Genomic DNA, 26701 nt, shown 5'->3' with positions numbered 1-26701 from the left:
CACCGCGGCCACATGCCCGTGCGGCAGGCTGCGGGTGATCTCAAACGCCTCGCCAAGATCGCACGCCGCCGGCAGGCCCTTGAGCGCGCGCTGCAGTTTCTCGACCTTGTGCTCGGGCCAGCGCGACAAGTTGGCCAGGGTGCGGGTTCTGACCTTGCCGTCTTCGCGGTAGCTTTCGCGCAACAGCACCGCTGGCGGTGACCCACGGTTGGGCACCCGCGTCACATACATGATTACTTTATACCACGATACTGGCGCTACAACTGCCAATTGGGAAGAGGACACGCCGACGCAATCCTCATGATACATGAGTACATCGTGCGCCACATAATCACCGCAGAACACCTGCTCACCAAGCACATTGGGGATTCAGACCCCACTTAGCGGGGGGAACTTCGGACTAAAGTTGCGGTCAGTTTGCGCTCGAAAGGTATTCAGTCTCATTGAACTTGAGCGGGAAGACTGATTCACTGTCTTCACGCCAGCCGTAGCAACGGTCGCAGACGCTGTCGCTGTCGTCGGTCTTGAAGTACTGGCGTGGGGTGTTCGGCTCCGTTGTGGCCGCGGTTGCGGTCGTCGACGGCGGTGTCAACGCGGTCGCGGTGCACGATGCCGCACGAGGGGTTGCGAATTCGAGGTATCAGCGGTGGCTGCGGCCGGAGTAGACCTTCGCCGCGGGGCAGCCCTGGAGGTGGGCCTGGCTGGTGTCGAGGATCTGCCGTTCGAGGATGGGGCCGTTTTCGGTCCGCAGGTCGTGGGTGTCGCCGCACGGGCAGGCGATCTGGGTAGCGCGGTCGTTTTGGTGGTGCCGTCGTGTGTGGGTGAGAGGACGGTGAGGCCGCGTTTCATGCAGTGGTCGATGTGTGTGCCGCGGAACGCGCCGTCGTAGCTGCCGGTGCCGATCGTTACGTTGTGCCATGCGGGTCGTTGGGTGTCAGCTCGCGCCGGTGGCCGGCGGTTCGGATGATCTCGTCAGCGACTAGTAGTGGTTCGGTAAGGACCACTTGATGATTCGACCGCGCCGCCTCGACGTGACGCGCATCCAGCCGCGCTGCGGTCCGGCGGTGCGCCGCCACGAACTCCTTACGGATGGACCTGTCGAATATCGTCGACTTCATCCCTGAGATGACAGTGACCGGGGTGTCGCCGAGGGCAGGCGGATTACGCCGCAGACTTCTCAGGCCCTCGATGAAGAATCGTTCCTCCTCGTCCGCCGCCTGGGCGGCGCGCAAGGTGAGATCTTCAGTGACCAGATCGTCCAGCACGTCCGCAGGCATGCCTGGCATGGCTTGCCGGACGGCCAGCGGTATCAGGCGCAGGCGTCTCAGGACGCCGATCACCGACCGGCCGGCCAACACGATCCTACGCAGGCGTTTGAGCGGCGACCCGCAGCAGATGTTGACGTGTTCGTCGGCATGGTCGATGAGCACCAGCCCTGCGATCTGGGCCGGATTTGTCGCAGCAGCAGCCAGGGCGATCGTTCCGCCGTAACTGTGCCCGGCCAGGATGTACGGGGCCGCATCCAGTGCTGATAGCAGCTGGGTGAGGTCACCGGTGATGCGTTCCAGCGTGCGTGGTTCAGGGTCATCGTCACTGCGACCCAGATTGGCCCGATCATAGACCACGGTACGGAATCGTTGTGCCACACGCGGCTGCACGAGTCCCCACTCCGATCGTGAAGCGCCTAAACCGGATTCGAATAGCACGGTGGGGCCGCCGGTGCCTGCCGTCATGTAGTGCAGCTTGCGCCCGTCGGGTAGGCGGACGAAGTGACTGCTGCCCAGGGTGTGTATCACCTAATCTTCTTCCTGTCCCAGAACTCACCAGACCCCAGGGGTTGGTCGGTAACAACACGTTGTGCCAGAACGATTTGGCCACCCATGCGGTGATCGCACCGACGATCAGCAGGCCGAGTACAAGGTCACGCGGTATCGCCGCCCACTCCGACAACAAGTGTGGGGCCGCCCACCATGACACCTGTCCTTTTACCAACGAACCGACCCGGATACCCATCCAAACCTATACCCCTTGGGCTATAGGCCAAGCGGTTCGCTCGGTAGCCCAGCTTGAACGTTATCACCGGTCCACCGAACACCCACAGTGCGGCGATCGCGGCGATGGCCGCGGTGGCGATCACCGACCGCACCGGTATCCCTCGTCACGCGTCGTATAGCCCCGCAGTGCTTCGATGGCAGCAGCCCGCAGGGACGTTTAGGCTGGTGCGGTTTGGCTGGTTCATGGTCTACCGCCTCACCGACTGGCCGTGCCCAATACCGGCTGCGTGGGTGGGTTCGAGATGATGTCCGCGGTCGAGGCGGCGTAGGCCCAGCGCGGCGATGATGCCGACGAGAATCAGTCCGGCGCAGAGGAGTTCGCTGGCGCCGAATTGTCGTGCTGCACCCATTAGCGAGTCGGTGGCTAGATTGCCGGTAAGATCCCGATGCGACGATCGTGTTGTAGAACCCGTAGTGCGTGGCCACCAGCCGGTCTCTGGCCAGCGCGACGACGGTGTCCATTTCGAACGGGAAGACCGCCGCCTCGCCAACGGCCAGCATGGCTGCTGAGACCAGCAGCGCGGCGACTGCCGCAATGATTCCCAAGCGCTGACTGTCGGGGATGAGGGCCAGCGGCACGAATGAGGCCGCCGCGACGGCCTGCCCGATCGTCGGGCTGCGTCCGGGCCCCAGCGTACGGCGAACCAGCGGGTGATGCGCAGCTCCCCGGCGACCGCGACGATCTCGGAGACAACGAAAAGCGCGGCCCACGACGCCGGACTGTGGGACTGCGGCGCTAGGAACGAGGCCTCACCGGCAGTTCCAGATAAATCTGGAACATCAGCACATACGAGCCGATCATCGCCGCGCCGAACAGCAGAAAAAGCCGGTTCCCGGCGACGATGCGCCAGTACGCGAGGATGGAGGCTTTCTCCGCTGCGGGGTCCGCGACGGGCTGGGGTAACGCACACAGCCGAGCCACAGTCAACGCGACGAATAAGACTGCGGCGCCGGCCGCGGTGATCCGCCCGAGGCTGTCATCGCCGGGGTGGTGCCGGGTTCCGCGCCGCCGAAAGCCGTGTTGTAATTGGGCCGCTTGTGACTGATGTTTCGTGTATCAGCCCCGTTACGTTACGCCAAAGCGACTTATGACTTCGCTGAGTAACCTGTGCCGATGCTGTGTGGCAACCCTGAATCTTCGCCTCGTCAGCCGCGGTTTGCGCGCAGGCGGGACTCGTCGTTATTGCTGGTTGCGCCTGATTTACGCTGAGTGACTTGGCACGGCGATGCAGTTCGAGAACGGAAGGGCTTCCGGGTTGCCCAACATCAGATATCCCGATAAGACGAGATTGGCCTTGGCTTCGGGCGTCACCTGCTTGACCACTCCCGCCGGAGCGGTGCTGTTGAATCCTCCGCGCAGTGAGAGGCTTACCCGCTTGACCGCTGGTCAGCTACAGGCGCTCAAAACACTCAACGTCGGGGCGGCAACGGTGGCGGAGCTATCCAGGTTAGAAAATGCAAGCGATATGGGCGCATTGCTGGATCGCCTCGTCGCCGGCGGCTGGTTGACGGTCACCCTGCGCGAGGAGGAGAAGGATCTCTACTCTATACGGCCGTTCGGGCAACCTGCACCGCGGCCGGCCGCACCGTCTCAATCCATCGTGATGTCGAAATTCGCTGTGCTGCATCGGGACTCAGATGGCTTTATCCTCGAGCATCCCTTGGCGTGGTGCGATCTGTGCATCCATGACCCGCGTCTGCTCGTTTTGCTCGACGGGCCGTCGACACGCGTTTCTGACTTGCCTATTGCAGTGACATCGCAATTCGTCGAGGACCTGCGTTGGTGCGGCATCCTTGTCGCCCGCGGTGAGGAGGACTCCAGATTTGGAACCGTCAGCTGGAGCGCACCGGATCTGTGGTTTCACCGCCGCAGCACGCTCGGTGAGCGCACCGTCACGTGGGAGCATTTTGGTCCGACCAAGTGGGCGAAGGGCCGATTCCCGCAGCCCCGGGCCCGGCGGGCGAACTATCCGGGTGAACCGATCGCCCTGCCCGTTCCCGACCTGACGGCGAAGCGGAGTCAAGACCCCTCGCTGACGGCCGTCATGGAAGATCGAGTCTCGACAAGGGCGTTCGACGACGGTCACCCAATCAGCGTTGAACAGCTGGCCGAGTTGCTATACCGCACAGCCCGAACAAGGAGCACCCAGCCGGTCGGTGAGGGCGAGGAACTCCTATCACGGCCATACCCTTCCGGCGGCGGCCTCTATGAGCTCGAGCTCTACCCGGTGGTGCGAAATGTCGCCGGACTCGAACCCGGCATGTACCACTACGATTCGTTCGACCACGTGCTCCGACCAGTGGCCGCCGCGGATGCGCGGGCGGTGTCCCAACTATTGAAACCGGCTTCGGCGACTCTGGCCGGAGGCGCCGAACCGCAAGTGCTCGTGGTCATGGCCGCGCGCAGCGGTCGCATCATGTGGACCTACGAGCAGATTTCTTACGCCGCCATTCTGAAAAATGTCGGTGTCCTCATGCAGACGATCTATCTGGCTGCTACTGCGATGGGTCTTGGTGCGTGCGCTCAGGGATTCAGTGATACCGCCGCGTTTGTCGCGGCTACCGGGGTCAATGAGCTTCAGGAGTGCAGCGTCGGCAGCATCATCGTCGGCTCGCCCGCCGAAAGTCAGCCGCCGAGCCGGCCCTGAGACAGAACTTCCTCATCAGCCAGTGCCGCGACCATTCGCGCCCGCGCGATCATGGTGGTGGCCAATGCCGAATCACCCCGCGAGCGGCCTCATTTCCCGACTTTCCCGGCCTATTCGCCGGCCAGCACGTCGATGCCGCGCCGCCAGAGGTCCGTCAGTTGGTCGATATCGGAAGGCGCAAACAGGGCATCACTCCAGCGCCAGTTGGCGATCAGTTGCGTGCCTTCGGGCATGGTAGCCACCAGCACGCTGATGTTCAGCCCAAAACGCAACGGCAGATCCGGTTCGGGATCGATCGGGAGCACATCGAGAAGCGGCCCGGTGACAAGCGACAAGGGGTGATGACTGACACTAGTGAGGTCCAGACGACCGAGATAACTGAACTGAATCTGCGGTTCGGCAGCGGCCTGCAACTCGGGTAGACCGTCAACGTACCGAAGCAGACCGTAATCCAGACCGTCGTACGGTATCTCGCGAAGTTGCGTGGCCACCGAGTCCAGCAGTGCGCGGGCCGCTGCGGGATCGGTCTCGGCCTGTTCGACATCCACCGCCGCTGCACCCACGCCAAGCCGCACGGGGAACGCCGTCGTGAACCAACCGACGGTGTTCGTCGTGTCGGTGCCCAGAATGGCGTCTGCGCGTCCGTGGCCCTCCAAAGTGACAAGCGTGCCCGAGGCCGGGTCCTGCGCGCGTTCCCTCCGCCAGCTCGCAATGGCTATGGTTGTTGCGGCCAGAAGAAATTCCCGCAGACCCTTATCCCTGGTAAGCGTGGAAAGCACCCGCTCGGTGATAGCGACCGGCGTGGCGACCCGCGTGACTCGCAGGGTGGACCAAGTATCCCGGGCCGGGTCTGGATGTCGAACACCCAACGCCGGATCGGGGTCGCGGACCTGCGCTATCCAATATTCGCGTTGGGCCGCCACGCATGGCATGGGGCCTCGTTCCCACATCAGCTGAGACCACCGGCGGTAAGAAGTAAACTCCGATAGCATGTTCGGCGCCACGCCCGCTTTGATGGAGCGCCACGTCTCCGCGGTGTCACCCAGCATGATGTGCCAGGACACCACGTCTACGGCCAAGTGGTGTGCGGTGATCAGCAGGATATTCTCGGCGCTCGCGAACCACACCGATCGCACCATCGCGCCCGCGCGCGGATCGATCTCGTCTGTGACCTTTCGTGACCATTCCGGTATGGCCGAATGCAGTTGTGCCTCAGTGGAATCAGACAGCTCGACCCGCGTAAGCAGGTCGCTGGCACGCACCACACCGGGTTCACGAGTAACCAGGCGTGGTCCATTGGGAGTGTCAGCCAGAATGGATCGTAGCGTGTCGTGCCGGTCGAGCAACAGCTGCAACATCGACTCGATCGACGAGCGGTCGATTTCGGTGGGCAATTGGAGCAAAACGGTATGGGTGAACCGGCGGTAGTTCCCGTATTCATACAGCCAGCTCACCATCGGCAGTGGCAGCACCTCACCGTATGCGACGCTCTCGACGACGGTGTCAGCGCTGGGCGCGTCGATCGTCGCCGCGAGCTGACGGATGGTCGGAGCGGTGAGCAGCATCCGTGGACTCAATGTGAGGCCACGCCGACGAGCCTTATGGACCAGCGAGATCGCCACGATGCTGTCTAGTCCGAGCGAGAAGAAGTCTTCGTCGACGTGCGGGACCAGGCCGTTGAACTGCTCTTCGAATGTTTCGCACAGCAACCGTTCCGTATCGGTGGATGCCGATCCCATGCCATTCTCAGCGACGTGCGCGAGCGTGTTCTCGGCCAGCCGGTCGATGGCATCGATGTCCAGCTTGCCGTTGGTGTTCACTGGCAGCTTCGGCAATGCCACGATCCGGACCGGAACCATATACGACGGCAGACGGTTGGTGAGCGCGGAACGCAGCCGGGCGAGATCACCATCCGATTCCGCCTGCCACGCAACGAAACCGCACAGGCTGGTCGCGCCGTCACGACGTACGACGGAGACTGCCGCGTCGTGCACTCCGGGCTGGTCGCGCAGTGCGGCTTCGATCTCTACTGTTTCTACGCGGTAGCCGCGAATTTTGACTTGGGTGTCGCCGCGCCCCACATAGGAGTAGCCCCCGTGCGGTAGGCGACGTACTAAGTCACCGGTGCGGTACATGCGTTGTCCCGGGCGCAGCGGGTCGGCCACGAACGAAGCGGCGGTCATCGCAGGTCTACCGACATAGCCACGGGCCTGCTGCGCCCCGGATAGATAAAGTTCCCCCACGACGCCGTTTGGGACCATCCGCAACGCCGAATCCAGTACGTAGGCGAATGTTCCGGCGTTCGCCGTGCCGATCGTCGGTTCCTGGTAGTCCTTGACGGGGGCCACGATCGCCTCGACGGTCATTTCCGTGGGCCCGTAGCAGTTGTATACCGTTGTGGATGACGGTGCGCGCAACTGCTCCCACACGGTGGGGTTGATCGCCTCGCCGCCGAGGGCCAGCACCGAAAGACCGTGATCCAGGAGCCCGGCCGCGCGCAGCTGTACGAACATCGAGGGGGTGGTGTCGATCATGTCGATCTCGTATGCGGCAATGCCTTCCACCAACCGGTCCGCGTCGCGCATTTCCTCGGCGTCGAACAGATGGAGCGCATGGCCATCGAGCAGGCCGACCATGGGCTGCCACGAGGCGTCAAAGCTCAAAGACCAGGCGTGCGCGATGCGCATCGGGCGACCCAGGCGCTGGGAGGCCGGCCGATAGACGCGCTCGCGGTGGTCGGCGAAATAGCCGAGTAACGCCGCATTGGTACCGACGACGCCCTTGGGTTCACCGGTTGAACCGGAGGTGAAGATGACATAAGCGCTGTCTTCGCGATGGCGACTAACCGGCGGGGCGGCGCCGGCATGTCCCGAAATGATCTCGGCGACAGCGGGTTCATCGAGAACCAATGTGCTCAGATCCGGGTCTATCAACTGTGAGTAGCGGGCCTCAGTGAGAGCAATTGCCGGATCAGATTGGTTCAGAATAGCTTTGATACGAGCGTTCGGCAGCGTGATGTCAATCGGCAGGTAGGCAGCACCCGCGGCGAGCACCGCCAGGATGGCGACTATGGAGCGGGTCGACCGCGGCAGCACCAGTGCAACGACTTTTTCCGGACCTATGCCCTGTTCGGCAAGCTCCCGGGCCAGCCGGCTAGCGTCGGCGTGTAGTTCGGCGTAGGTGTAACGCTCACCGCTTCCGGTAGTAAGGGCAACGGCGTCTCGCGCGGCGCGAACCTGCCGCTCGAACATCTCCCACACCGAGGCGCTCTCCGCAGTCGGTACCGACCGTGTCGCAAGGTCTTCGAATTCAGCGCGCTCCGCCGTGGTGAGGATATCCAGCGCATCGGGGGTGTCGTCGCCGACATCGGGGAGTTGACGCAGCACGGCGAGCAATCGCTGGCCGATATCCGTGGCCATAAGATGAGGCAGCACCTCGGGAATCGCCTCGACGAGCACCACCAGCGCCTCGCCGCTCATGTGCGACACGACGGTCAACGGATAGTGCGTCAGGCTTTCCATCTCTACGGGACAGAAGCGCGCGCCGTCAGGTGTGCTGACGGTGCGGATGGCGTCCTCGATCGGTGCGTTCTCGAAGACGAACAGGGAATCAAACAAGGTTCCTCGGCCATGTTCACGCTGAATTTCCGACAGGCCGAGATAACCGACGTCACGCATCGCCGACGACTCGCGCTGCAACCGTGTGCATTGCTCGACCACCGAGTCAGTCCTGCAGACCTGGTGCACAACTGGCACGGCGTTGATGAACAGCCCGACCATGGTCTCCACGCCGAGCAAGCCTTCGGGACGGCCGGAGATGACGGTGCCGAAAACGACGTCGCGACGGTCGGTGAGCCTGCTGAGCACGACGGCCCAGGCGAAAAGCACTGCGGTATTGAGTGTGAGACCGTTGCGACCCGCCCAGTCTCGCAGCCGTGCCGTATCGGCCGCGGGCAACCGCAGTTCCGTCTTTTCCGGCACGCCATCACCTGCCGCCACGGTGCCATCGGCGACCATGAGCGGTGCGGACACGCCCCGCAAGTACTCGGTCCATTGAGCAATCGCGGCAGCCCGGTCCTGCCGGGCGAGCCAGGCGATGTAGTCACGATAGGGACGTGGAGTCGGTAGCCCGTCGGCCGAGCCCCCGGCCCGGTAGATGGCGAGCATTTCGGTGAAGAACACCGCAAGTGACCAGCCGTCCACCAGAATGTGGTGCGCGGTGAAAATCATCCGGTGCCTGGTCTCGCCGGGGACCGTGAGCAGGACGACCCGCAGTGCCGGCCCACGACTCAAGTTGAACGGGCGGCGCCGTTCCGAGCGTGCGATGGCGTCGAATTCCGTTGGCGACGAGGCCCGTTCGGACCATGGCAGCACGGCCTGGGTGGGCACGATCTGCACCGGTTTCGGTACGTCACGATCCCAGAAGGCGGCGCGTAGATTGGGATGCCGGTCCAGCATGACTTGAGCGCTGCGGTGGAGCAGCTCGAGGTCAACCGGTCCGTCGATATCGACAACGAACTGCATGCAGTACAGGTCGATGCCGTCCTCGGCCAGTCGGGATAAGGCAAACAGCCCTTCCTGCAGCGGACTGAGGGCAAGAACGTCCTCGATCTGACGCGGAGCCGGGCTCATGACTGGGGTTCACGACTCCTTGAGCCAGGATGCGGTGAGTTCGGCCAATGCCTCGGGGCTCAGGCCTGATGCACTCATCGGCGTGTATTCGTGCCCTGCCGCCGGCTCCGCTTCGGCCACAGGCTGATCAGCGGCCGTGTCGACTGCCGCTGCCAGCTCGGCGATGGTCATGTGCTCGAACACCATTGCCGGGGTCAGGGTCAGTCCCCGCTCGGTGGCCTGCGCCGACCACTTGATGGAGATGATGCTGTCACCGCCGAGAGCGAAGAAGTTGTCCTCGGGATCGACACCGGTGATGTCGAGTAATTCCTCTAGGAGGGCGATGAGGAGCTGCTCGGTTTCTGCAGAACCCCGCGTGACCGGTTGCGACGGCTCAACGACGGCCGGGGTTGGCGGAGCGAGAAGCTTTTCCATGGCGGCCGTGGGTAGCAACTCCAACATGGACACCGGGCGGTCCGGTGTCGTCGCGAAGGCGTCGAGCGCGGTATTCAGAGCATCGGCGATGAGTGCGACGCTGTGGGGTTCGTAGAGATCGGCATTGGCGACGATTCGAACGTCGAGTTCTCCGCCCTCCGTCACATTTATGCCTATGTCCAGATCCAGCAATGACACGTCGAAGTCCATTGAAAGCGGACAGACCGTGGTTTCCCCGGTCCCAGTCAGGTCGCGCGGTGTCAGCGCCCAGTCCTCACCGCGAAAGTGGATCAAGGTCTGGAACAACGGGTTCCAGGACCGCGAGCGCGGCGGGTTGAGCGCCTCCACCAAGCGTTCGATGGGGAGTTCTTGATGCGCGAAGGCATCGAGCACCGTATCGCGGCTATGCGCGACGATGGTGCGCAGCCTTGGATCGCCGGATAAATCGTTGCGCAGGACCACGACGTTGGCGAACAGTCCGATCAAATGCGCGGTGGCCGATTCGACGCGAGATGCGACCGGGCTGCCAATTACGATGTCCGTGCCGCCACCGAGTTTGTGCAGCAACGTCGCAAGAACAGCTTGATAAACCATGAACTCGGTGGCGCCGTTCTGCTCGCCGAGCCGCGTGAGCGCCGCTCGGCGGGCCGCGGACACGGTGAAACTCGCCACCTCCCCGCGCTTCCCGAGCGCCGGCGGCCGCGAGTGGTCGGCCGCCACCGAGATCACATCGGGCAGTCCGGCCAATGCGTCACGCCAATATGCCAGCTCGTCCCGTCCCCATCCACTGGACTTATCGAAAGCATCTCGTTGCCACAGTGCGTAATCTGCGAACTGGACGGGCAGCGCTGCCCACTGAGGCGGCTCTCCCCGCAGCCGCGCGCGGTAAGCGACGATGAGGTCCTCGGACAAGACGCCGAGTGAGGCGTGATCGCTGACAATGTGGTGGACGATCAAGAACAGCACGTGCCTATCCGACTCGAGCGCCAACAGGTTCGCCCTGATCAGTGGACCGCGCTCCGGCGTCAAGACATGCCGACGCAACTCGGCCACCGTTTCGTCGAAGCGGTCTGCTGTGATCCGGGAGATCGGTAGATCCACTTCCAATTCGGGGTGCACAATCTGGTACGGGACACCCAGGTACTCAATGAAATTCGTTCGCAGCGGCTCATGCCGGGCCACCACGTCGTTGAGTGCTTCGGTGAGCGCGGCGGGGTCCAGCGGGCCTTCGAAGCGAAGCGCGAACGGCATGTTGAAGCCGTCGCGTGCGCCTTCGATCCGATACTGGAACCACGCAGCGAGCTGGGAGTAGGACAAGGGAAGCCGTTCCGGGCGAACGGATTCGACGAGCGCTGGACGGGGCGATTGAGCTGGCATCGCCTCGTCAAATGGCTGCTCGGCCTCCATCTCGTCGAGGTCGATATCGAATTCGGCACGGAACTGATCGACCAGCTGGGCCGCCAATCCGGCCGGGGTGGGAGCATCGAACACCGTGCGAATGGTCAGCTCAACACCGAACTCGGCGCGGATCTGTGCGACCAACCGGGCCGCCAGCAGTGAATGGCCGCCGAGGCTGAAGAAGGAATCCTCGGCGCCGACCCGCTCCCAGCCAAACAGGCGGGTGAAGATCGAGCACATCCGGCGCTCAGTGATCGTCGCCGGGGCACGGTAGCTACGTAGCGCGGTAGGCGTCGGTGCGGGCAGCGCCCGCTTATCCAGTTTGCCGCTCACCGTCAGCGGGATCTCAGGTATCACCGCGAAGGCGTTTGGCACCGTGTATTCCGGCAGTACCGAGGCGGTGTGTGCGCGTATCCCCTCCAAGTCCAGGTGCGCAGAATCATCAAGAGGCACAAGGTATGCGACGAGCGTGGGACCGGCTTCGGTATTGTCTGCGACGACCAGGCATTGGCGCACCGCTGGGTGCGTCGCAATCACGGATCGAACCTCGCCAAGTTCGATACGGAAGCCGCGGATTTTGACCTGCTCATCGGCGCGGCCGACGAATTCCAGGGCGCCAGTGATATTGCGGCGAACCAGATCTCCCGACCGGTATAGCCGCATGCCGGGGTTGAACGGGTCGGCGATGAACCGCTGTGCGGTCAGTCCGGGACGTCCGAGGTATCCACGTGCCAACTGGGCGCCACCGAGGTAGAGCTCACCGATCACCTCGGCCGGCACCGGCTGCAACTCCTCGTCAAGTACGTAGGCGTAGACGTTGCGGTTCGGGGTGCCGATAGGCACCACGCGCATGCCGTGCGATCCCTCTACCAGGTGGTGCGTCGAGCAGACGACGGCCTCGGTTGGACCGTAGTGATTGCGCAATTGAGCGTCGAAGCAGCTGACAAATTCGTCGGCAATCTCACCGGGAAGCGCTTCTCCGCCGACGGGCACGTGACGTAGCGTCCGCCATTGTTTGGCCTGCGGCAGCATCAAAAGAGTGCTCAGCATGGATGGCACCATGTGCAGCACGGTGACGCCGCGGCGACTGATCAGATCGGCCACGTAGTCGACGTCACCGAAGGCCCGGGACTTGGCAGGGTTGGGCACGATCAACTGCGCGCCGAGCGACAACGTGAGGAAGATGTCCGCCAATGAAGCATCGAAGCTCACCGACGACGACTGCAGCCAGCGGTCTTCGGCGGTCAGGCACCACTCGGCGATGAAACCCTCCACGTGCTCGGCGATTGCCCGATGTGAAACCGCCACGCCCTTGGGCTGGCCGGTGGAGCCCGAAGTGTAGATGACGTAAGCCAAGTGGTCGGGAAGCAGCGGATATAACCGATCGGCCTCGGTCACCGTGACGTCAGACAGCTGCGCGGCCGCCCGCCCAGCGGCCTCGAGTTCCTGCGGTCCGATGACCGTCCGCGGGCGGGCGTCGGTGACCAGGTAATCAATGCGCTCGGCCGGGTATGCCGGGTCGATCGGTAGGTAGGCCGCACCGGCTTTCAGTACGGCGAGCAAGGCGACGACGAACTCGATCGACGCCGCGATGCGCAGGCCGATGATGTCGTCGGCACCGAACCCCTGCTGGATAAGCCAGCGCGCCAAGCGATTCGCGCGCCGATGTAGTTCGGCGTAGCTCAGATCAACCTCATCCGAGGAAAGCGCAACCGCGTCCAGCGCGGCAGTTGCGGCCGCTTCGAGGATCGCGACCATCGTGGTGGCGGGCGTGTCGACGAGTTCGCCATGCGATCGTGCCAGGACGGTATTTCGCTCCTCAGGGCCGAGGATGTCCAGGCGGGTGACGCGACGTTCGGGCTCGGCCAGCGCGTTGTCCAACAGCTGGAGGTAATGAACCACCATCTGCTCGATGAGCGCAGAGCTCAACACATCCGCCTGATACTCGACTTCGACGAACGCGCCATCGGGGTCCAGCACGACCGCCAGAGCAAGCGGAAGGGGCGCAGCGACCGCGCCCAATTCGAGCTGTCGCACGGCGACGCCGTCCAAGGCGAATCCACTTGCGCTCTTACGCATGCTGAAACCCACCCGGACTAGGCCGTCCATGCCGTCGTGTCCCATGCGCTCCGGGTTGATCTCGCGGACCACTCGATCGATGCCGACCGACTTGTGGGCGAAGCCGCCAAGACAGGTTTCGCGGACGGAGTCCACGAGCGAGGTGAACGTGTCGTGCGCTCGCGCACCGATCCGCAGCAACAGCGTGTTGCCGAAATACCCGATGGCTCCCTCGGCCGCCGCCCTGCGATCGGTGACGGGGATGGAAACCAAGAAATCCGCCGCGCCGGTATAGCGACGAACCAGCACACCAAAGCCCGCCAGCAGCACCATAAACGGTGAGGCGGAGCGCTTTCGGGCGAAGTTCTCGACCCGGTTGAAGAGGTCGGCGGGCAGTGCCCGAGTTTGACGTTCGGCCCGCCGGGACGGATGCGCGGCACCCGCACCGGGAAGTTCCAGCGGTTCGGGTAACGGCCGCAATGTGTCAACCCAATAGCCGATGTCGGCAGTGCTGGGTTCTTCTGAGGTCTCGAGCACCTCGACCGCGACAAACTGCGGTGCGGGCCGGCCCAGCTGGCGACCGTTGTAGGCAGCGCTGAGTTCGCGGAAGAAAACAGCCCAGGAGTCGTCATCCCAACAGATGTGATGCGCGACAAGCAATAGTACGGATTCTTCCGTACCGATACGTATCAAGTTGATCCGCAGCGGCGGCTCGCTCGTCAGATCGAATGGTCGGCCGAACTCGTCTCGCGTTAAAGCCTGGATCTGCCGTTCGCGTTCCTCATCGGTAAGATGAGTCAAATCATCTGTTCGCCAACTGTTCTCGACGCCATCGTGAAAGACCTGATACGGCTCACCCTCGCTGTCCACGCCGTAAGTGGTGCGCAAAACAGCGTGGCGCGCCACGACATCATTGAAGGCGCTGCGCAAGCGCGCCCCGTCCAAGGCGCCTGTCAGTCGGTAGGCAACACAGATGTTCAACGTGGTGTCGGCGGGGGCCATGGTTTGCAGGAACCACATCCGGCGCTGACCAACTGACAGCCGGTAACGCTCTCCCGCACAGATGCGTGCCTCATCGGCCATCTTCCCCGCTGCCAGACCCTTTTCGGCGATACGCCTTCGCAGCAGTTCGAGACGACGTTCCTGCAAAGTCTCGGCATCGTCTGCCATGGCTCGCCTCACCCCTGATTTCAGTTCGCTGGATCGATCAGAGTCTGCTGGGTCCTGCGCCACAGGTCTGTAGCCCGAGCGACACCAACCGCATCAAAGGAAGTCCTCTCATCCGAGCGCTCACAGGGCTGCCTTAGGTTAGCCTATAGTAAGTCGGATGTCTCGCGTGGCTGTTACGGCTGTCGCATGACGGAGCTTAGACACCTACCCCATGCGCTCACGGCGACCATGCGGGCCGTTCGGTTGGGAGGTACGTGGTGGACACGCTGGACATGCGGCAATACCACGCGGCACTGGATCATGACGCGTTCTCGGGAGTGTTCACGCTGCGTCGGCTCGACCTCGATCGTGACCTCGATCTGGTCCACTCGTGGATGAACGACCCTGAGGTGGCCCGCTTCTGGCGGAAGCCATGGGCGCGGCACCGGATCGCCTCCTATCTGCGCCGGCAGCAAGACAGCACGCATCTGGCTCCATATATGGGTCTGCTGGATGGCGTCCCGATCAGCTACTGGGAGCTCTACCGCGCCGATCTCGATCCGCTGGCCCAGTACTACGCCGCGCACCCATGCGACGCCGGCATGCACATGCTGCTGGGTCCAGCCCCATGCCGCGGACGAAGGCTGGGCATTGACCTGCTGCAGACGGTCTCGACGTGGCAACTCGAAGCGGATTCTCGCGCCACCCGAGTGGTCGCCGAGCCCGACATCGAGAACGTGCGGGTGATCCGCGCGCTCGAAAGCGCCGGATTTCGGCGCATCGCGGACCTCGATCTGCCGGATAAGCGTGCTGCGCTCATGGTCCGTGACCGAGAGGGGATGAGCATATTCGGTTGAGGCAGCAAACCCCGAGCTGAACGGACCGGACCGAGCCGCGGATGATAGAAAGTTTATGTTAGCCTCAGCTAAGTCGCCTGACGTGAGTGGCGATAATAACCACCAAACCGGATCGCAGAACGGCGACGGATGGGCGAGAGGTTGTAGTGCATGCCGCGCATAGAGGGGTGGCTCAGACAGTTTCACGAATCGGATTCCCCCGGCAACATGGTGCTGCTGGTTTTTCCGCATGCCGGGGCTGGCGCGTCGGCCTACCGCGACTTCTCGAAAATTCTGAGCGCGAAATTCAGAGTCGTCGTCATCCAGTATCCCGGGCGCCAGGATCGGGCGGCCGAGGCCTCGTTGAACTCGCTTCCCGAGATCGCCGCCGGAGCATTCCATGACTTCTCGAAGTCGGAGCACAATCGCGGAGTCCCGCTCATCGCATTCGGCCACAGCATGGGAGCGTTAGTGGCCTTCGAGTTCGTCCGGATTGCGGAAGCGCACGGGATTGATGTGCGGCACCTTACCGTCTCGGCGGCGGTTGCTCCCTCAAATGTCGCGGCCAAGCCGCCGCATCCCAAAGACGACGAGGACATCCTGAATCATCTCGCGGCGCTCGAGGGTACCGACACGGATGTGTTTGCGAGCCGAGAATTGATGAGGCTGGCACTTCCCGTAATAAAGGCAGACTACAACGCCTTTGACGCGTATTGCTGCGCCAAAGACATCAAGGTAGCGGCTCCGATTCATGCCATCGGCGGTGATTTGGACCCATATATCACCCTGGGTGATCTCTATGGGTGGGGCAGGCATACCGACACCGTCAAGGTAACGATGTTCGACGGCGGACACTTCTATCTGAAATCGCACATTGACGCCGTCGCGGAGTTGTTGGCGGCGAGCGCACAATGCGAGCAGACAGCGTGAGCGTCAGCGGATCTACGTCGACGACGCCAGCCGACCCGATCGTCATTTCCGGAATGGCTGTCGAGGCGCCCGGGGGAATCGACAGCCCCAACGCCTTGTGGTCGGCCCTGGCCGAAGGTAGGGAGTTGCTCACCCCCTTCCCTCGCAATCGCGGCTGGCCAATCGATCATCTTCTGTCGATATCCGAGCTCGACGGTTGGGGACCCGTTTGCGACGCGGGTGGTTTTCTTGACGGCGCGACGACATTCGACCCGCCCTTCTTCGGCATCACCCACCGCGAGGCCATCGTGATGCATCCCCAGCAACGGGTGGCGATGCGGGTGGCATGGAAAGCGCTCGAGAACTCTGGTGTCAATCCGGGCACGCTCGAAGGCGCGGACGGTGGATGCTTCGTCGGCATGTCACCGATGGAGTACGGTCCACGCGCGGCGGTCGCCGACGCCTACAGTGGACATCGGATCGCCTCGTTGGGACAACTGGGGGCCGCCGGCCGGATCTCGCATTGCCTGGGACTGACCGGTCCGTCGATCTGCGTCGATACGGCATGTGCATCCTCACTGACCGCACTGCACCTGGCCGCGACGGCGGTGCGAGACGGCGAGTGCGAATGGGCACTCGCCGGCGCGGTGTGCGTGATGGGGTCCCCCGGTGCGTTCTACGAATTCGCCAGACTCAACGCGCTTTCCAGTGACGGGCACTGCCGCGCCTACTCGGACGACGCCACCGGCACCGTCTGGGGCGAAGGCGCCGGAATGGTTCTCATCGAGCGTGAATCCCGAGCACGTCAAATGAGACACCGGATCTATGGACGCATCCTCGCCATCCGCACCAATCACAACGGTAAGGGCAAGCCGATCCTGGTTCCTCGGGTGCGCGCGCAGGAACAGGTCATCCGTAAGGCGCTCGATGCCGCGGGGGTTGATCCAGTCGACGTCGGAATGATCGAAGGACACGGGACCGCAACCTTGGCGGGCGACCCAGTGGAATTGATCGCCCTTTTCAACACTTACGGCGCGGCGGGATCCCATGCGCTCTTAGGCTCGATGAAGTCGAATGCCGGACATGCCCAGGCGGCATCCGGAATCCTCGGACTGATCAAGCTGCTGCTCGCCGGCCAGCACGGTCACATTCCACCGACTCTGTTCTCGGACAACCCCACTAAGGCGGTGGACTGGGATCTGACGGGCGTGCGGCTGGCGACAAAACTGCACCATTGGGAGCCCAAGGACGGCGTTCGCTACGGTGCCGTCTCCTCGTTTGGCGCGGGAGGCGCCAATGCACACGCGATCATCGCCATGTCCTCGAGTGAGCAAAGTGATTCCTAGTTACCGGCTTCCGAACGGCACCACGCCCGTCCTGCTGTCGGCGGATACCGCCGATCTGCTCCTCGACGAGGCCGCGGGCCTCCTTTCTTATGCTGTAGATCATCCTGGAGTGGCACCTGACCGGATAGCCGAAATGCTGTTTCGGACGCGGATAGCTCGCCGGCACCGCGCCCTAGCGATGGTGACCAGCCGCGATGATCTGGTCAGCGCCCTACGGGCACTGGTTGATAGACGAGAACATCCTTCGTTGGTCCGGGCCAACGCAACCGCCATCACCCGCAGAGTGGCCTACGTCTTTCCCGGGCAGGGCAACCAAAGACCAGGGATGGGGCGGCTCTTCTATGAATCGATTCCCGCATTTCGAGCCGAAGCGGACCGCTGCATCGAGGCCTTCCAGATGCAGTTCGGCGAATCACCGCTGAATTACCTTCTCGACGAACATCTTCCGGCCGCTGACAGTGCGTTGACTGTCCAGCCCGCGCTGTTTACCCAAATGGCCGCACTGGCCGCGACATGGCGATCATTCGGCGTGGCGCCGAACGCCACCATTGGACACAGCCAAGGGGAGATCGGCGCGGCCTACGTTTCGGGCAAGATCACTTTGGCCGATGCCGTCCTCGTCGTCGGGATCCGCGCACACCTCGCCGACAAGTTGGCCTCCGATGATTACTCCGTGGCAGTCGTGGCTGCCGACCGGGATTCCTGCGAGGATTTGATCGCGCGTTGCTCGGGTTGGGTGCAACTGTCGGTGGTCAATTCGCCCAACATGCATTGTATTTCCGGTGAACGCGAAGCGGTGCAGGGCATCGTGGACGCCTTGACCCAGAAGGGCACGTTCGCTCGAGTCATCCGGGTCCGGTATCCCGCACACACCAGCTTGATGCATGAGCTCAGCGCCGAGGTACGTGCCAGCGCGCGACGACGACTGCAGAATCTTGAGTTTCTCGGCTCCGAAACAGACTGCATTGGAGCAACTCTCGGTGGCTCCGTGGACCAGGGCCTGCCCGTCGACGAATATTGGTCCTGGAACCTCCGCAACACCGTTCGATTCGACAAGGCTATCGCGGAAGCGGTGCGGCGCAACGTCGACACGTTCGTGGAGCTGGCCGAGCACCCGACACTACAGTTGGCGATTCAAGAGAATCTCGCTGGCCTTCGGGACGAAAGCTCGGCCGTCGTGGTCGGCACGTCGGAGCGAACGGCCACGGATCTCAATGAGTTCACCCGCAATCTCGCGAACCTTGCAGTACATGACCTGGACTACTCATGGGAGTGCCTGCGCACCGCGTCTGACGAAGCCGTCTCGCTTCCGCTATCCGGTTTTCCCAACACCCGGATGAATGAGATACCGCTGTGGCTGCCATATGACGAGGTACTGCCCCAGCGCGCCGCTCCGGCCTCTGCCGGCAATCCGGTTGCCGCGCCAACGGAGTCAGCCCGTGATCTGAACGCGGAAACCACACCGGCGCGCCTTCTCGTCGAGGAATGGGTTCGGCTGTCAAAGCGCTCACTTGTGCCGCCGCGCGACATCGGAATCGTCGACCACACGAAAGCCTGCGCGGGTTTGGCCACTGCCATCTGCGCTGCGGCCGGCGAAGCTGGCGCCGCGGCTCGCGTGATCAATATTGAAAGTGACGGCGTCACAAGTCGTTTCAATACACTTGTCATACTGCTTCCGCAATCGCCGAAGATAGACGACTTCGCCGCCGCGGCCGAAGTCACGGAATTCTTTTCCAACCGCACGTGGTGGCCAGGCGTCACCGATGCAGTTACCGACTGCTGGCTGGTGACGGTGGGCGGTGAGGCGGTAGTTGCTGACGACGCACCGCCAGACCCGGTGCACGCAGCGGCAAGCGCGGGTTTTCGCAGCATTGGCGCGAACTATCCGGGCGTAGGATTCCGGCACCTCGACCTGCCGGGTGAATCGACCACCTCAGATTCGGGGCGTGCGGTCGTCGCGGCGCTGCACACTGGTGAAGAATCGGAGTTGGCATTCCGCAACGGCGGTCTGTACGCCAAACGGATCGTCGCTTGCGACAGCTCGGTAGTCGACTCCGATGGCGTGCCCCATGAACATGTGCTCATCATCGGGGGAACGGGAAAGCTCGGGCTCGAATTCTGTGACCACTTCGCACACCGCGGCGTCCGGCGAATCACGTTGGTAAGCAGATCGGGCGGGGCCGCTGCAGTCGCAGATCGACTGCACCAGATCCGCTCGGTCACAGCCACGCAAATCTGTGTCACGAAGTGCGACGTAGGCGACCAGGCGGCAGTATCGCAACTGGCTGCGGAAAACCAAGACATCCCGGCTGATCTGATAATCCACGCCGCCGTCGACTATTCGGCTATGGAACTCGAGGACATTACCGCCGTGAAGGTAGACGATGCGTTGCGCGCCAAGGTTGTGGGCATCTGGCGGGTACTGGAAGCGTTTCCCCGAGCGGAGAACTGTCGCGTGATTCTGTGCTCCTCGGCGAGGGCGACGATCGGCGGACGCGGGCAGGTGGTCTACTCGGCGGCCAATCGAATGCTCGACGCCATGGCGCACCGACTGCGAGCCGATGGGTTGGACTGTGTTTCCGTGCAGTGGGGTCAGTGGACCGTTCACTTTGACCTCGATGAAGCTAGCATGGCGCAGCTGGCGGCCATCGGGGTCGTCCCAATGTCTCCTGCCGATGCAATCGCTTTGGGAATGAACCGGCTGGGCAGGAATGCCATCGTCGGGGCGTTCGATTTCGCTCGTGCGCGATCGGTGCTGGATGTGTTCGGCTACGGCCCATTGGTTTCACAGCTGACCTCACGCGACGTCGAGGACCCAGCGACCCGCGCGTCCGTTGAGCCGATGCTCCCGCGACGGTTGATGGACCTGTTGGCCGAGTCCATTGGTATCGATCGCCCCGAGTCGATTGACACCAATGTCCCCATGGTGGCGATCGGCCTGGATTCGTTGCAAGCACTAGAGTTACGTCGTCGTATCAAGATCGAATTCAATCACGATCTTGAGGTATCGGATCTCCTCGGCGGGGCGTCCATTGCCGATGTTCTCGCGCAGTTGGGCGCACAGTGAATTAGGCAGCAGCCGAGCGGTTCTAGGCTAATCTAGACTATTCTAAGAGTCTTGCGGCCCACGTTATTGGCAGGAAGACTCGACAAGATATGGCGACGATGGAGCGAGGCATAGTCCCGAGCAGATCGTTCGCAAGCCGCTGGCGCGAAGGACGGGACCAGGAGGCACACTAACGACGTATAAGCAACCTGAAATGCCTGTGCCGGCAGCATCATTTGCTGAAAACGTTCTGGGGCTGGCGGGATGAGCAGTTGCCCGACGGCACCATCGTCTGGCGGCTGCCCGACGGGCACACCTACGTCACGACCCCCGGCAGCGCACTGCTGTTCCCCAGCCTGTGCGCACCCACCGGCCACGTGCCCGCACCCACATCCCCCGAGCGCTGCGGCGAGCGCACCGCAATGATGCCGCTACGCACCAGGACTCGCGCCCAAAACCGGGCCCGCCGCATCGCCACCGAACGCCACCACAACCGCCAACTTCGCCTGGCCACCCAACCCGCACCCCGCGGCCCCGCACCCCCAGACGACGAACCGCCGCCCTTCTAAAGTCAGCGCGGCCCCATCATCCGGCCGCCGCCCATTCCGCCCATTCCGCCCATTCCGCCCATTCCGCCCATTCCGCCTGGACCCATCATCTGCTGCATCATGGCGGGCATTCCCGCCTCCACGAACCCGGTGACCTCGCGCGCGTGCGCGCGAATGACGTCGGTGAGGGCCGGATCGTCGGCGGTCTCCTCGGCGATCACGCCCTTAGGGGTGAACGTGAGCTGGCGGCGGTAGCCGCCGGCATGACGGAAAAGGGTCGGCAGGCTTTGGCTCATGCAGCTGACTTCGGTTCCCTGATCGAGATGGGCGTACATGCTCGAGACATGGGCCTGCAGTTGGGCAGTCAGGTCCGGGGACTTCGATTCGGTGGTGGTGCGCACGCCACCGGGAATGTCCTCGACAACACGGTCGATTTCGCTGTGCCGCATGAACATCTCCATGTAGCGGCTCATGTCCATGTGACCGGCGCCCATAAAACCCCCACCGTCCGTGAGGCGGATAGCCGTTGAGGGCAGCTGAAGGATGCTGCGACGCACGTATCCCAGACCCAGGATGCTGCCCGCGCCGAGCACGCCGAGCGTGGCAAGCGCCGCCCGCCGCGTCAACCCAGCCATCGCCGCATCCCTCCAGGACACATTCCCGCGCAATTAGGGCAAGCCGACCAGATACGCGTCGCTCTTTCTAGGGCCAATGGTCCCTACCCCGGGCGGGTATGCGTGTGACATTGTTCGACCATGACGCAAACTCCTGAATCCAGCGTCGAACCGACCACCGTGACCGGCCAATCCGGAGACGGGAATCGATTTGGCGCGCACAGTCGGCTGAATCAAGTGCTCGCATGGGTGCTCATCGTCGCCGGTGTCGTGTTCGTCACCGCGGTGATCTTCTTCTCGGGGCTCTTCCTGGGCTGGTCCTCGGGCGCCCATTACGGTTGGCACCACGGCTATGGCGGCGGGCGTAGCGGTACCTGCCCGATGATGGGGCCCGGCGGCGGCATGATGGGGCCGGGAATGATGGGACCCGGCGGCATGATGGGACCCGGTGGAATGGGTCCCGGTGGTCCGATGGGACCTCAGCAAACGCCTACGCCGACGGCACCGCGCCCCTAGCGGAGTTCGCTATTTCCACTTTGAATACCTGACCGGCGTTTCTCGTTCCGCAGCGGGTAAGCCGCCCGCAACCCCCCACCGCTGTCGCCGGCCCGGCGTTCAAGCGTGGTCTTCATTCGGGCTGTCCTAGTTAGCCAACCGCTCTAGAATGAGACCCTTTGGTGCTGCCCTGCAGCCGGTCGGGATGAGGTTGGTATGAACAGCCGTGCGCGCAATCGACGTCAGCCGGCCGGTGGCCGCCCGCGCAGGGCGGCCACCTTGCTGAGGGCGGCGTTGAGCTGCGCAGCGGCGGCAATCGTCGTGGCGGGGTGTACATCCTTCGTCGACGGGCGGGCGTTGTCGATGCTCAACGACCCGTTCCGGGTGGGCGGCCTGCCCGCGACGAACGGCCCCAGCGGGATCCGCTCGAACGCACCCGGTCCGACCGGGACGGTGGTCAACACCGACAACGGTGCTATCGACAAGTTGTCGTTGCTGTCGGTCAACGACATCGAGGAATATTGGAAGTCGGTGTACGGCCAATCGTTGAAAGGGAATTTCGTCCCGGTCGGCAAGATGGTGTCGTACAACTCCAACGAGGCGACAAGCCCCATCATTTGCCACAACGATACTTATAAACTCGTCAACGCCTTTTATACGTCGCGCTGCAACCTGATCGCCTGGGACCGCGGGGTGTTCATGCCCGTCGCGCAACGGTATTTCGGCGACATGTCCGTCAACGGTGTGCTGGCACACGAATTCGGCCACGCCCTGCAGACCATGGCGAAGCTGGTGACCAGGCGAGACCCCACGATCGTGCGCGAGCAGCAGGCCGACTGCTTCGCGGGCGTCTACCTGTTCTGGGTCGCCGACGGTAAGTCGCCGCGGTTCACGCTGAGCACCGCCGACGGGCTCGACCACGTGCTGGCGGGGATCATCACCACCCGGGACCCGGTGATGGACAGCGAGACCGAGAACGACGACGAACATGGGTCGGCCCTGGACCGGATCAGCGCCTTCCAAACGGGTTTCATCGACGGCGCCTCGGCCTGCGCGCGGATCGACAAGAGAGAAATCGAGCAGCGCCGCGGGGACCTGCCCAACGCCCTGCGGGTCGACAGCAGCACCGGGAATCCGGAGACCGGTGAGGTCCCGATCGATCAGGACACCTTGTCGACCCTGATGGAACTCCTGGGAAAGGTGTTCTCCCCGAAGAATCCGCCGGCGCTGTCCTACCAGCCCGCCGATTGTCCCGACGCCAAAACCAGCGCGCCGGCGTCCTACTGCCCCGCCACCAACACGATCGTGATCGACCTGCCCAAGCTCGCGGCGATGGGCAAGCTCGCCGACGAGAACGAACAAACCCTGCCACAGGGCGACGACACCGCGCTGTCGGTCGTGATGTCGCGGTACGCGCTGGCCGTCCAGCACGAACGCGGGTTGGCCATGCAGAGTCCGTGGACCGCCCTGCGCACGGCGTGCTTGACCGGCGTGGTGCACCGCAAGTTGGCCGAACCCATCGAGCTGTCGTCGCAGAAGCAGCTGCTGCTGACGGCCGGTGATCTCGACGAAGCGGTGGCCGGGCTGCTCACCAACCACCTCGTCGCCAGTGACGCGGACGGCACCAGCGTGCCGGCCGGTTTCACCCGGATAGCGGCATTCCGCGGCGGCGTGACCGGCAACATGGACGCGTGCTACTCCCGCTACCCGGTATGACCGAAAGGCGGCGTATCAACCGATCTGGGCGAGCGTGGGTATCACTTCATCGCCGAGGCGGCGGATGAAACCGACCGGATCGGGGTTGCCCGGGAACGGACCGGCATTGACCATCTCCACGCCCAGTTCGGCGTAGCGCTCGACGGTCTTGAAGTACCCATCGGGGTCCTCGAAGGGATTCACGAAAAAGCCCACCGTCATGCGGATTTCGCTCGGGTCTCGGCCGACCGCGTCGCAATGACGGTTCAGCACCTCGATCTTGTGCTTCAGCTCGTCGGCGTCGGTCACGGTGCTGTTCCAGACGTCGGCGTACTGCGCGACCAGGCGCAGCGTCTTCTTCTCGCCATCGCCGCCGATCAGAATCGGAGGGCGCCGAATCGGCTGCGGCTCACAGATCGTCTCGGCCAACTGGTAATGCTTCCCCCGGTAGGGCCCGTCGTTGTCGCTCCACATCTGCCTGCAGATCTGCAGCGTCTCTTCGAGCATCTCGAAGCGCCGGCTCAACGGCGGATAAGGAAAGCCAAGGGCGGCGTGCTCGCGGTCGTACCAGGCCGCACCGAGCCCCAGCATCGAGCGGCCCTGCGACAAGACGTCCAGGGTGGTGACCGCCTTGGCCAGTAATCCCGGATAGCGATAGGTAACACCGGTGACCAGCAGGCTCAGGTCGATCTTGGTCGTTTGTCCGGCCAAAAAGCCCAGTGACGTATAGCCCTCGAGGAACGGGTCCTCCGCCCGTCCCATGGCTTCCATCTGAAAGAAATGGTCGGCCAGCGTGAACAGCGTCGCCCCGCCCTGCTCGGCGGCCTTGGCCGAGTTGGCCAGCGTCGGACCCAGCGCCGCCGGATCACCTGGCAGAAAATCGATGAAGTGCAGTCCTACTTCCATTGCGGCCCTTGCTCTCTCACTATTCGGTCAAGCGCTCGAGCAGGGTTAGCGCATCGAGGATGACGCGACGCTCGCGCTCGGAGTACCGCTCGTGCATGGCGCGCGCCAGCCACTCCTCCCGGACCTGCCGGTTGCTCTCGGCGCGTCGCCGGCCCGCCGCGGTCAGCGAAATCAGTTGCCGCCGGCCGTCTTCCGGGTCGGGCGTGCGCTCGATGAACCCGCGCTGCTCGAGGGCGGCCACTATCGTGGCCATGGACTGTGGACGTACCCGCTCGCCTGAAGCCAGGACGCTCGCCGATGAGGCCCCCTCTTTCCAGAGCCGGTTGAGCACCGCGGTCTGCGAGGGAGTCAGGTCGCCGTCGGTGGCGAGGTCTCTCAACTGACGTCGCAGCCGGCTGAACATCACCCGCAGATCGCGGGCTGCCGCAGCGGCTGACTCGGCAATGCCGTCCACGACCCCAGCCTAGATTAGACAGTTACAACTGGCCAGTCCAAGCTGTCTAATTGCGGCCGAGTAGCTGCAGCGCGGCGTCGACCGCCAGCGCCGCCACGTTCAACGTCTTGGACCGCAGATCGTGTCGCGCCCCGGCGATCTCGACGACGGCGGTCGTGCCAGTGACCAGCGCGGCGGCGGCGCGCAGCTCGTCGGGCGTGCCGAAGGGATCCGACGTCCCGTGCGTGAACACCGTCGGCACCCTGATGTCGGGCAGGTGCTCGGTGCGGGCGCGCTCCGGCTTGCCCGGCGGGTGCACGGGATACGAGAACAGCGTCAGCAGGTCGACAGGTGCTTCGCGGGCCGCCACCACCATGGACGTCTGCCGCCCGCCGTAGGAATGCCCGCCGGCGATCAGCGGACCATCAGCGAGGCCGCGGCACAGCGTGATCGCCTCGACGATGCCGGCGCGGTCGGTGGCGGCCGAGCCGGACGGCGGTCCGGTGGGCCGGCGCCGCCGATACGGCAGGTTGTATCGGACCGCGAGCCAGCCGCGCCGCGCCCATTCGTCGCAAACCTGTTGCAGCAGCGGTGAATCCCGGTTGCCGCCGGCGCCGTGGGTCAGCACCGCCACCCCGGCGGGCGTGCCCTCGGGTTGGTGCGCGATGCCCGCGATCTGCTCGAGATTCATGACAGCCGGAACAGCGGCGAGACGGGGCCGTGTCCGTGGCCCAGGGGATAGGAGGCGCGCAAGCATTCGGTGACCCACCGCTTTCCGAACCCGACCGCATCGGGCACGGTGAAGCCGTGCGCCAGCGCGCAGGCGATGGCCGTGGCCAGCGTGTCGCCACCGCCGTGGTCGTTGCCGCCGGGCAACCGCTCCGCGTCGAACTCGTAGCAGTCGGCACCGTCGTAGAGCAGGTCGCAGCTGCGATCGGATGACCGGAGGTGGCCCCCCTTGACCAGCGCCCACCGCGGTCCCAGCGCGTGCAGCGCCTTGGCCGCCGCCCGCTGCGACCCCGCGTCCACGACGTCGATGCCCACCAGCAGCCGCACCTCGTCAAGATTCGGCGTCACCAGCGTGGCCAGCGGAAACAGTTCGCCGCGAAGGGCATCCAGGGCGGATGCCTCCATTAGGGGGTCGCCGTGCATGGAGGCGCACACCGGATCGACGACGAGCGGAACCGTCAGCCCGAGCCGGCGCCAGGTGGCGGCCGCCGCGGCGATGATGGCCGACGACGCCAGCATTCCGGTCTTGGCGGCCTGAATGCCGATGTCGGTGATCACCGCTTCCATCTGGGCGGCGACGACATCGGCCGGCACCTCGTGAAATCCCTTGACTCCCACTGTGTTCTGCACAGTTACCGCGGAGACCGCAACGCAGGCATGCACGCCCAGCAGCGCCATGGTGCGCATGTCGGCCTGAATGCCCGCGCCGCCCCCGGAGTCGGATCCGGCAATGGACAGCACCCGCAGCGGCGTGGTGCCCGGTGGTGGCACAGGCAGCACGGGAGGCAGGTT

The 26701-nt window shown here is 63.8% G+C and carries 16 protein-coding genes and 3 pseudogenes; 9 read left to right on the top strand and 10 right to left on the bottom strand.

The window, feature by feature from the left end; translation table 11 throughout:
• A pseudogene (locus AWC17_RS04875) lies at positions 1-231 on the bottom strand (IS1634 family transposase); the annotation flags it as partial.
• A 415-nt stretch (positions 232-646) separates the two neighbouring features.
• Between AWC17_RS04875 and AWC17_RS04870 the strand changes: the two are divergent.
• Positions 647-889: a hypothetical protein gene (locus AWC17_RS04870; protein WP_141224498.1), complete on the top strand. Its 243-nt coding sequence runs from the start codon at positions 647-649 to the stop codon at positions 887-889.
• A gap of 16 nt (positions 890-905) precedes the next feature.
• Here the strand turns inward: AWC17_RS04870 and AWC17_RS04865 are convergent, their stop codons facing one another.
• Both AWC17_RS04865 and AWC17_RS33325 read right to left on the bottom strand, forming a co-directional pair.
• A complete protein-coding gene (locus tag AWC17_RS04865) occupies positions 906-1796 on the bottom strand; it encodes an alpha/beta fold hydrolase (RefSeq protein WP_046184378.1) in 891 nt (296 codons plus the stop codon).
• 446 nt (positions 1797-2242) lie between these two features.
• Positions 2243-3021: pseudogene (locus AWC17_RS33325) on the bottom strand (MFS transporter); the annotation flags it as partial.
• A 259-nt stretch (positions 3022-3280) separates the two neighbouring features.
• Between AWC17_RS33325 and AWC17_RS04855 the strand changes: the two are divergent.
• Positions 3281-4702, top strand: coding sequence for a SagB family peptide dehydrogenase (locus tag AWC17_RS04855; RefSeq protein WP_046184377.1), 1422 nt, complete (start codon positions 3281-3283; stop codon positions 4700-4702).
• 110 nt (positions 4703-4812) lie between these two features.
• Here AWC17_RS04855 and AWC17_RS04850 read toward each other — a convergent pair whose 3' ends face one another.
• Positions 4813-9333: a non-ribosomal peptide synthetase gene (locus AWC17_RS04850; RefSeq protein ID WP_046184376.1), complete on the bottom strand. Its 4521-nt coding sequence runs from the start codon at positions 9331-9333 to the stop codon at positions 4813-4815.
• A gap of 9 nt (positions 9334-9342) precedes the next feature.
• Entirely contained in the window at positions 9343-14373 is a 5031-nt protein-coding gene (locus AWC17_RS04845; protein ID WP_046184375.1) for a non-ribosomal peptide synthetase, read from the bottom strand.
• A 257-nt stretch (positions 14374-14630) separates the two neighbouring features.
• Here AWC17_RS04845 and AWC17_RS04840 point away from each other — a divergent pair, with 257 nt between their 5' ends.
• From AWC17_RS04840 to AWC17_RS04820, 5 genes and pseudogenes are all read left to right on the top strand, one after another.
• Positions 14631-15209, top strand: coding sequence for a GNAT family N-acetyltransferase (locus AWC17_RS04840; protein WP_046184374.1), 579 nt, complete (start codon positions 14631-14633; stop codon positions 15207-15209).
• 150 nt (positions 15210-15359) lie between these two features.
• Positions 15360-16118, top strand: a complete 759-nt coding sequence (locus tag AWC17_RS04835; protein WP_047322711.1) for a thioesterase II family protein — start codon at positions 15360-15362, stop codon at positions 16116-16118.
• Complete coding sequence (locus AWC17_RS04830; protein ID WP_046186052.1) at positions 16100-17443, top strand: beta-ketoacyl [acyl carrier protein] synthase domain-containing protein; 1344 nt, start codon at positions 16100-16102, stop codon at positions 17441-17443. Before AWC17_RS04835 ends, AWC17_RS04830 begins: the two co-directional genes overlap by 19 nt.
• Positions 17424-20510, top strand: a complete 3087-nt coding sequence (gene nbtC, locus AWC17_RS04825; RefSeq protein ID WP_231588654.1) for a nocobactin polyketide synthase NbtC — start codon at positions 17424-17426, stop codon at positions 20508-20510. The genes AWC17_RS04830 and nbtC overlap by 20 nt, the downstream gene beginning before the upstream one ends.
• A 182-nt stretch (positions 20511-20692) precedes the next feature.
• A pseudogene (locus AWC17_RS04820) lies at positions 20693-21058 on the top strand (HNH endonuclease signature motif containing protein); the annotation flags it as partial.
• 2 nt (positions 21059-21060) lie between these two features.
• Here AWC17_RS04820 and AWC17_RS04815 read toward each other — a convergent pair.
• Positions 21061-21672: a hypothetical protein gene (locus tag AWC17_RS04815; RefSeq protein ID WP_085164328.1), complete on the bottom strand. Its 612-nt coding sequence runs from the start codon at positions 21670-21672 to the stop codon at positions 21061-21063.
• Between the two features lie 120 nt (positions 21673-21792).
• Between AWC17_RS04815 and AWC17_RS04810 the strand changes: the two genes are divergently transcribed.
• Complete coding sequence (locus tag AWC17_RS04810; RefSeq protein WP_047322710.1) at positions 21793-22167, top strand: hypothetical protein; 375 nt, start codon at positions 21793-21795, stop codon at positions 22165-22167.
• 195 nt (positions 22168-22362) lie between these two features.
• Positions 22363-23862, top strand: coding sequence for a neutral zinc metallopeptidase (locus AWC17_RS04805; RefSeq protein ID WP_141224494.1), 1500 nt, complete (start codon positions 22363-22365; stop codon positions 23860-23862).
• A gap of 15 nt (positions 23863-23877) precedes the next feature.
• Here the strand turns inward: AWC17_RS04805 and AWC17_RS04800 are convergent, their stop codons facing one another.
• Genes AWC17_RS04800 through thiD form a run of 4 tightly spaced genes read right to left on the bottom strand, consistent with a single transcriptional unit; the run spans position 23878 to position 26698 of the window.
• Positions 23878-24747 (bottom strand): LLM class F420-dependent oxidoreductase, encoded by an 870-nt coding sequence (locus AWC17_RS04800; protein ID WP_046186955.1) that lies wholly within the window; start codon positions 24745-24747, stop codon positions 23878-23880.
• 19 nt (positions 24748-24766) lie between these two features.
• A complete protein-coding gene (locus AWC17_RS04795) occupies positions 24767-25201 on the bottom strand; it encodes a MarR family winged helix-turn-helix transcriptional regulator (protein ID WP_046186954.1) in 435 nt (144 codons plus the stop codon).
• Between the two features lie 46 nt (positions 25202-25247).
• Positions 25248-25871 carry an alpha/beta hydrolase family protein gene (locus AWC17_RS04790; RefSeq protein ID WP_047322709.1) on the bottom strand — a complete coding sequence of 208 codons (624 nt, stop codon included), beginning with the start codon at positions 25869-25871 and terminating at the stop codon, positions 25248-25250.
• Positions 25868-26698 carry a bifunctional hydroxymethylpyrimidine kinase/phosphomethylpyrimidine kinase gene (gene thiD, locus AWC17_RS04785; RefSeq protein WP_276038842.1) on the bottom strand — a complete coding sequence of 277 codons (831 nt, stop codon included), beginning with the start codon at positions 26696-26698 and terminating at the stop codon, positions 25868-25870. Before thiD ends, AWC17_RS04790 begins: the two co-directional genes overlap by 4 nt.
• Between the last annotated feature and the right edge of the window lie 3 nt (positions 26699-26701).

Origin of the sequence: Mycobacterium nebraskense, assembly GCF_002102255.1 — a bacterium.
Taxonomy (GTDB): domain Bacteria; phylum Actinomycetota; class Actinomycetes; order Mycobacteriales; family Mycobacteriaceae; genus Mycobacterium; species Mycobacterium nebraskense.
Note: the sequence above shows the minus strand (reverse complement) of the source record. Positions and strands in the feature narration are given on the sequence as shown.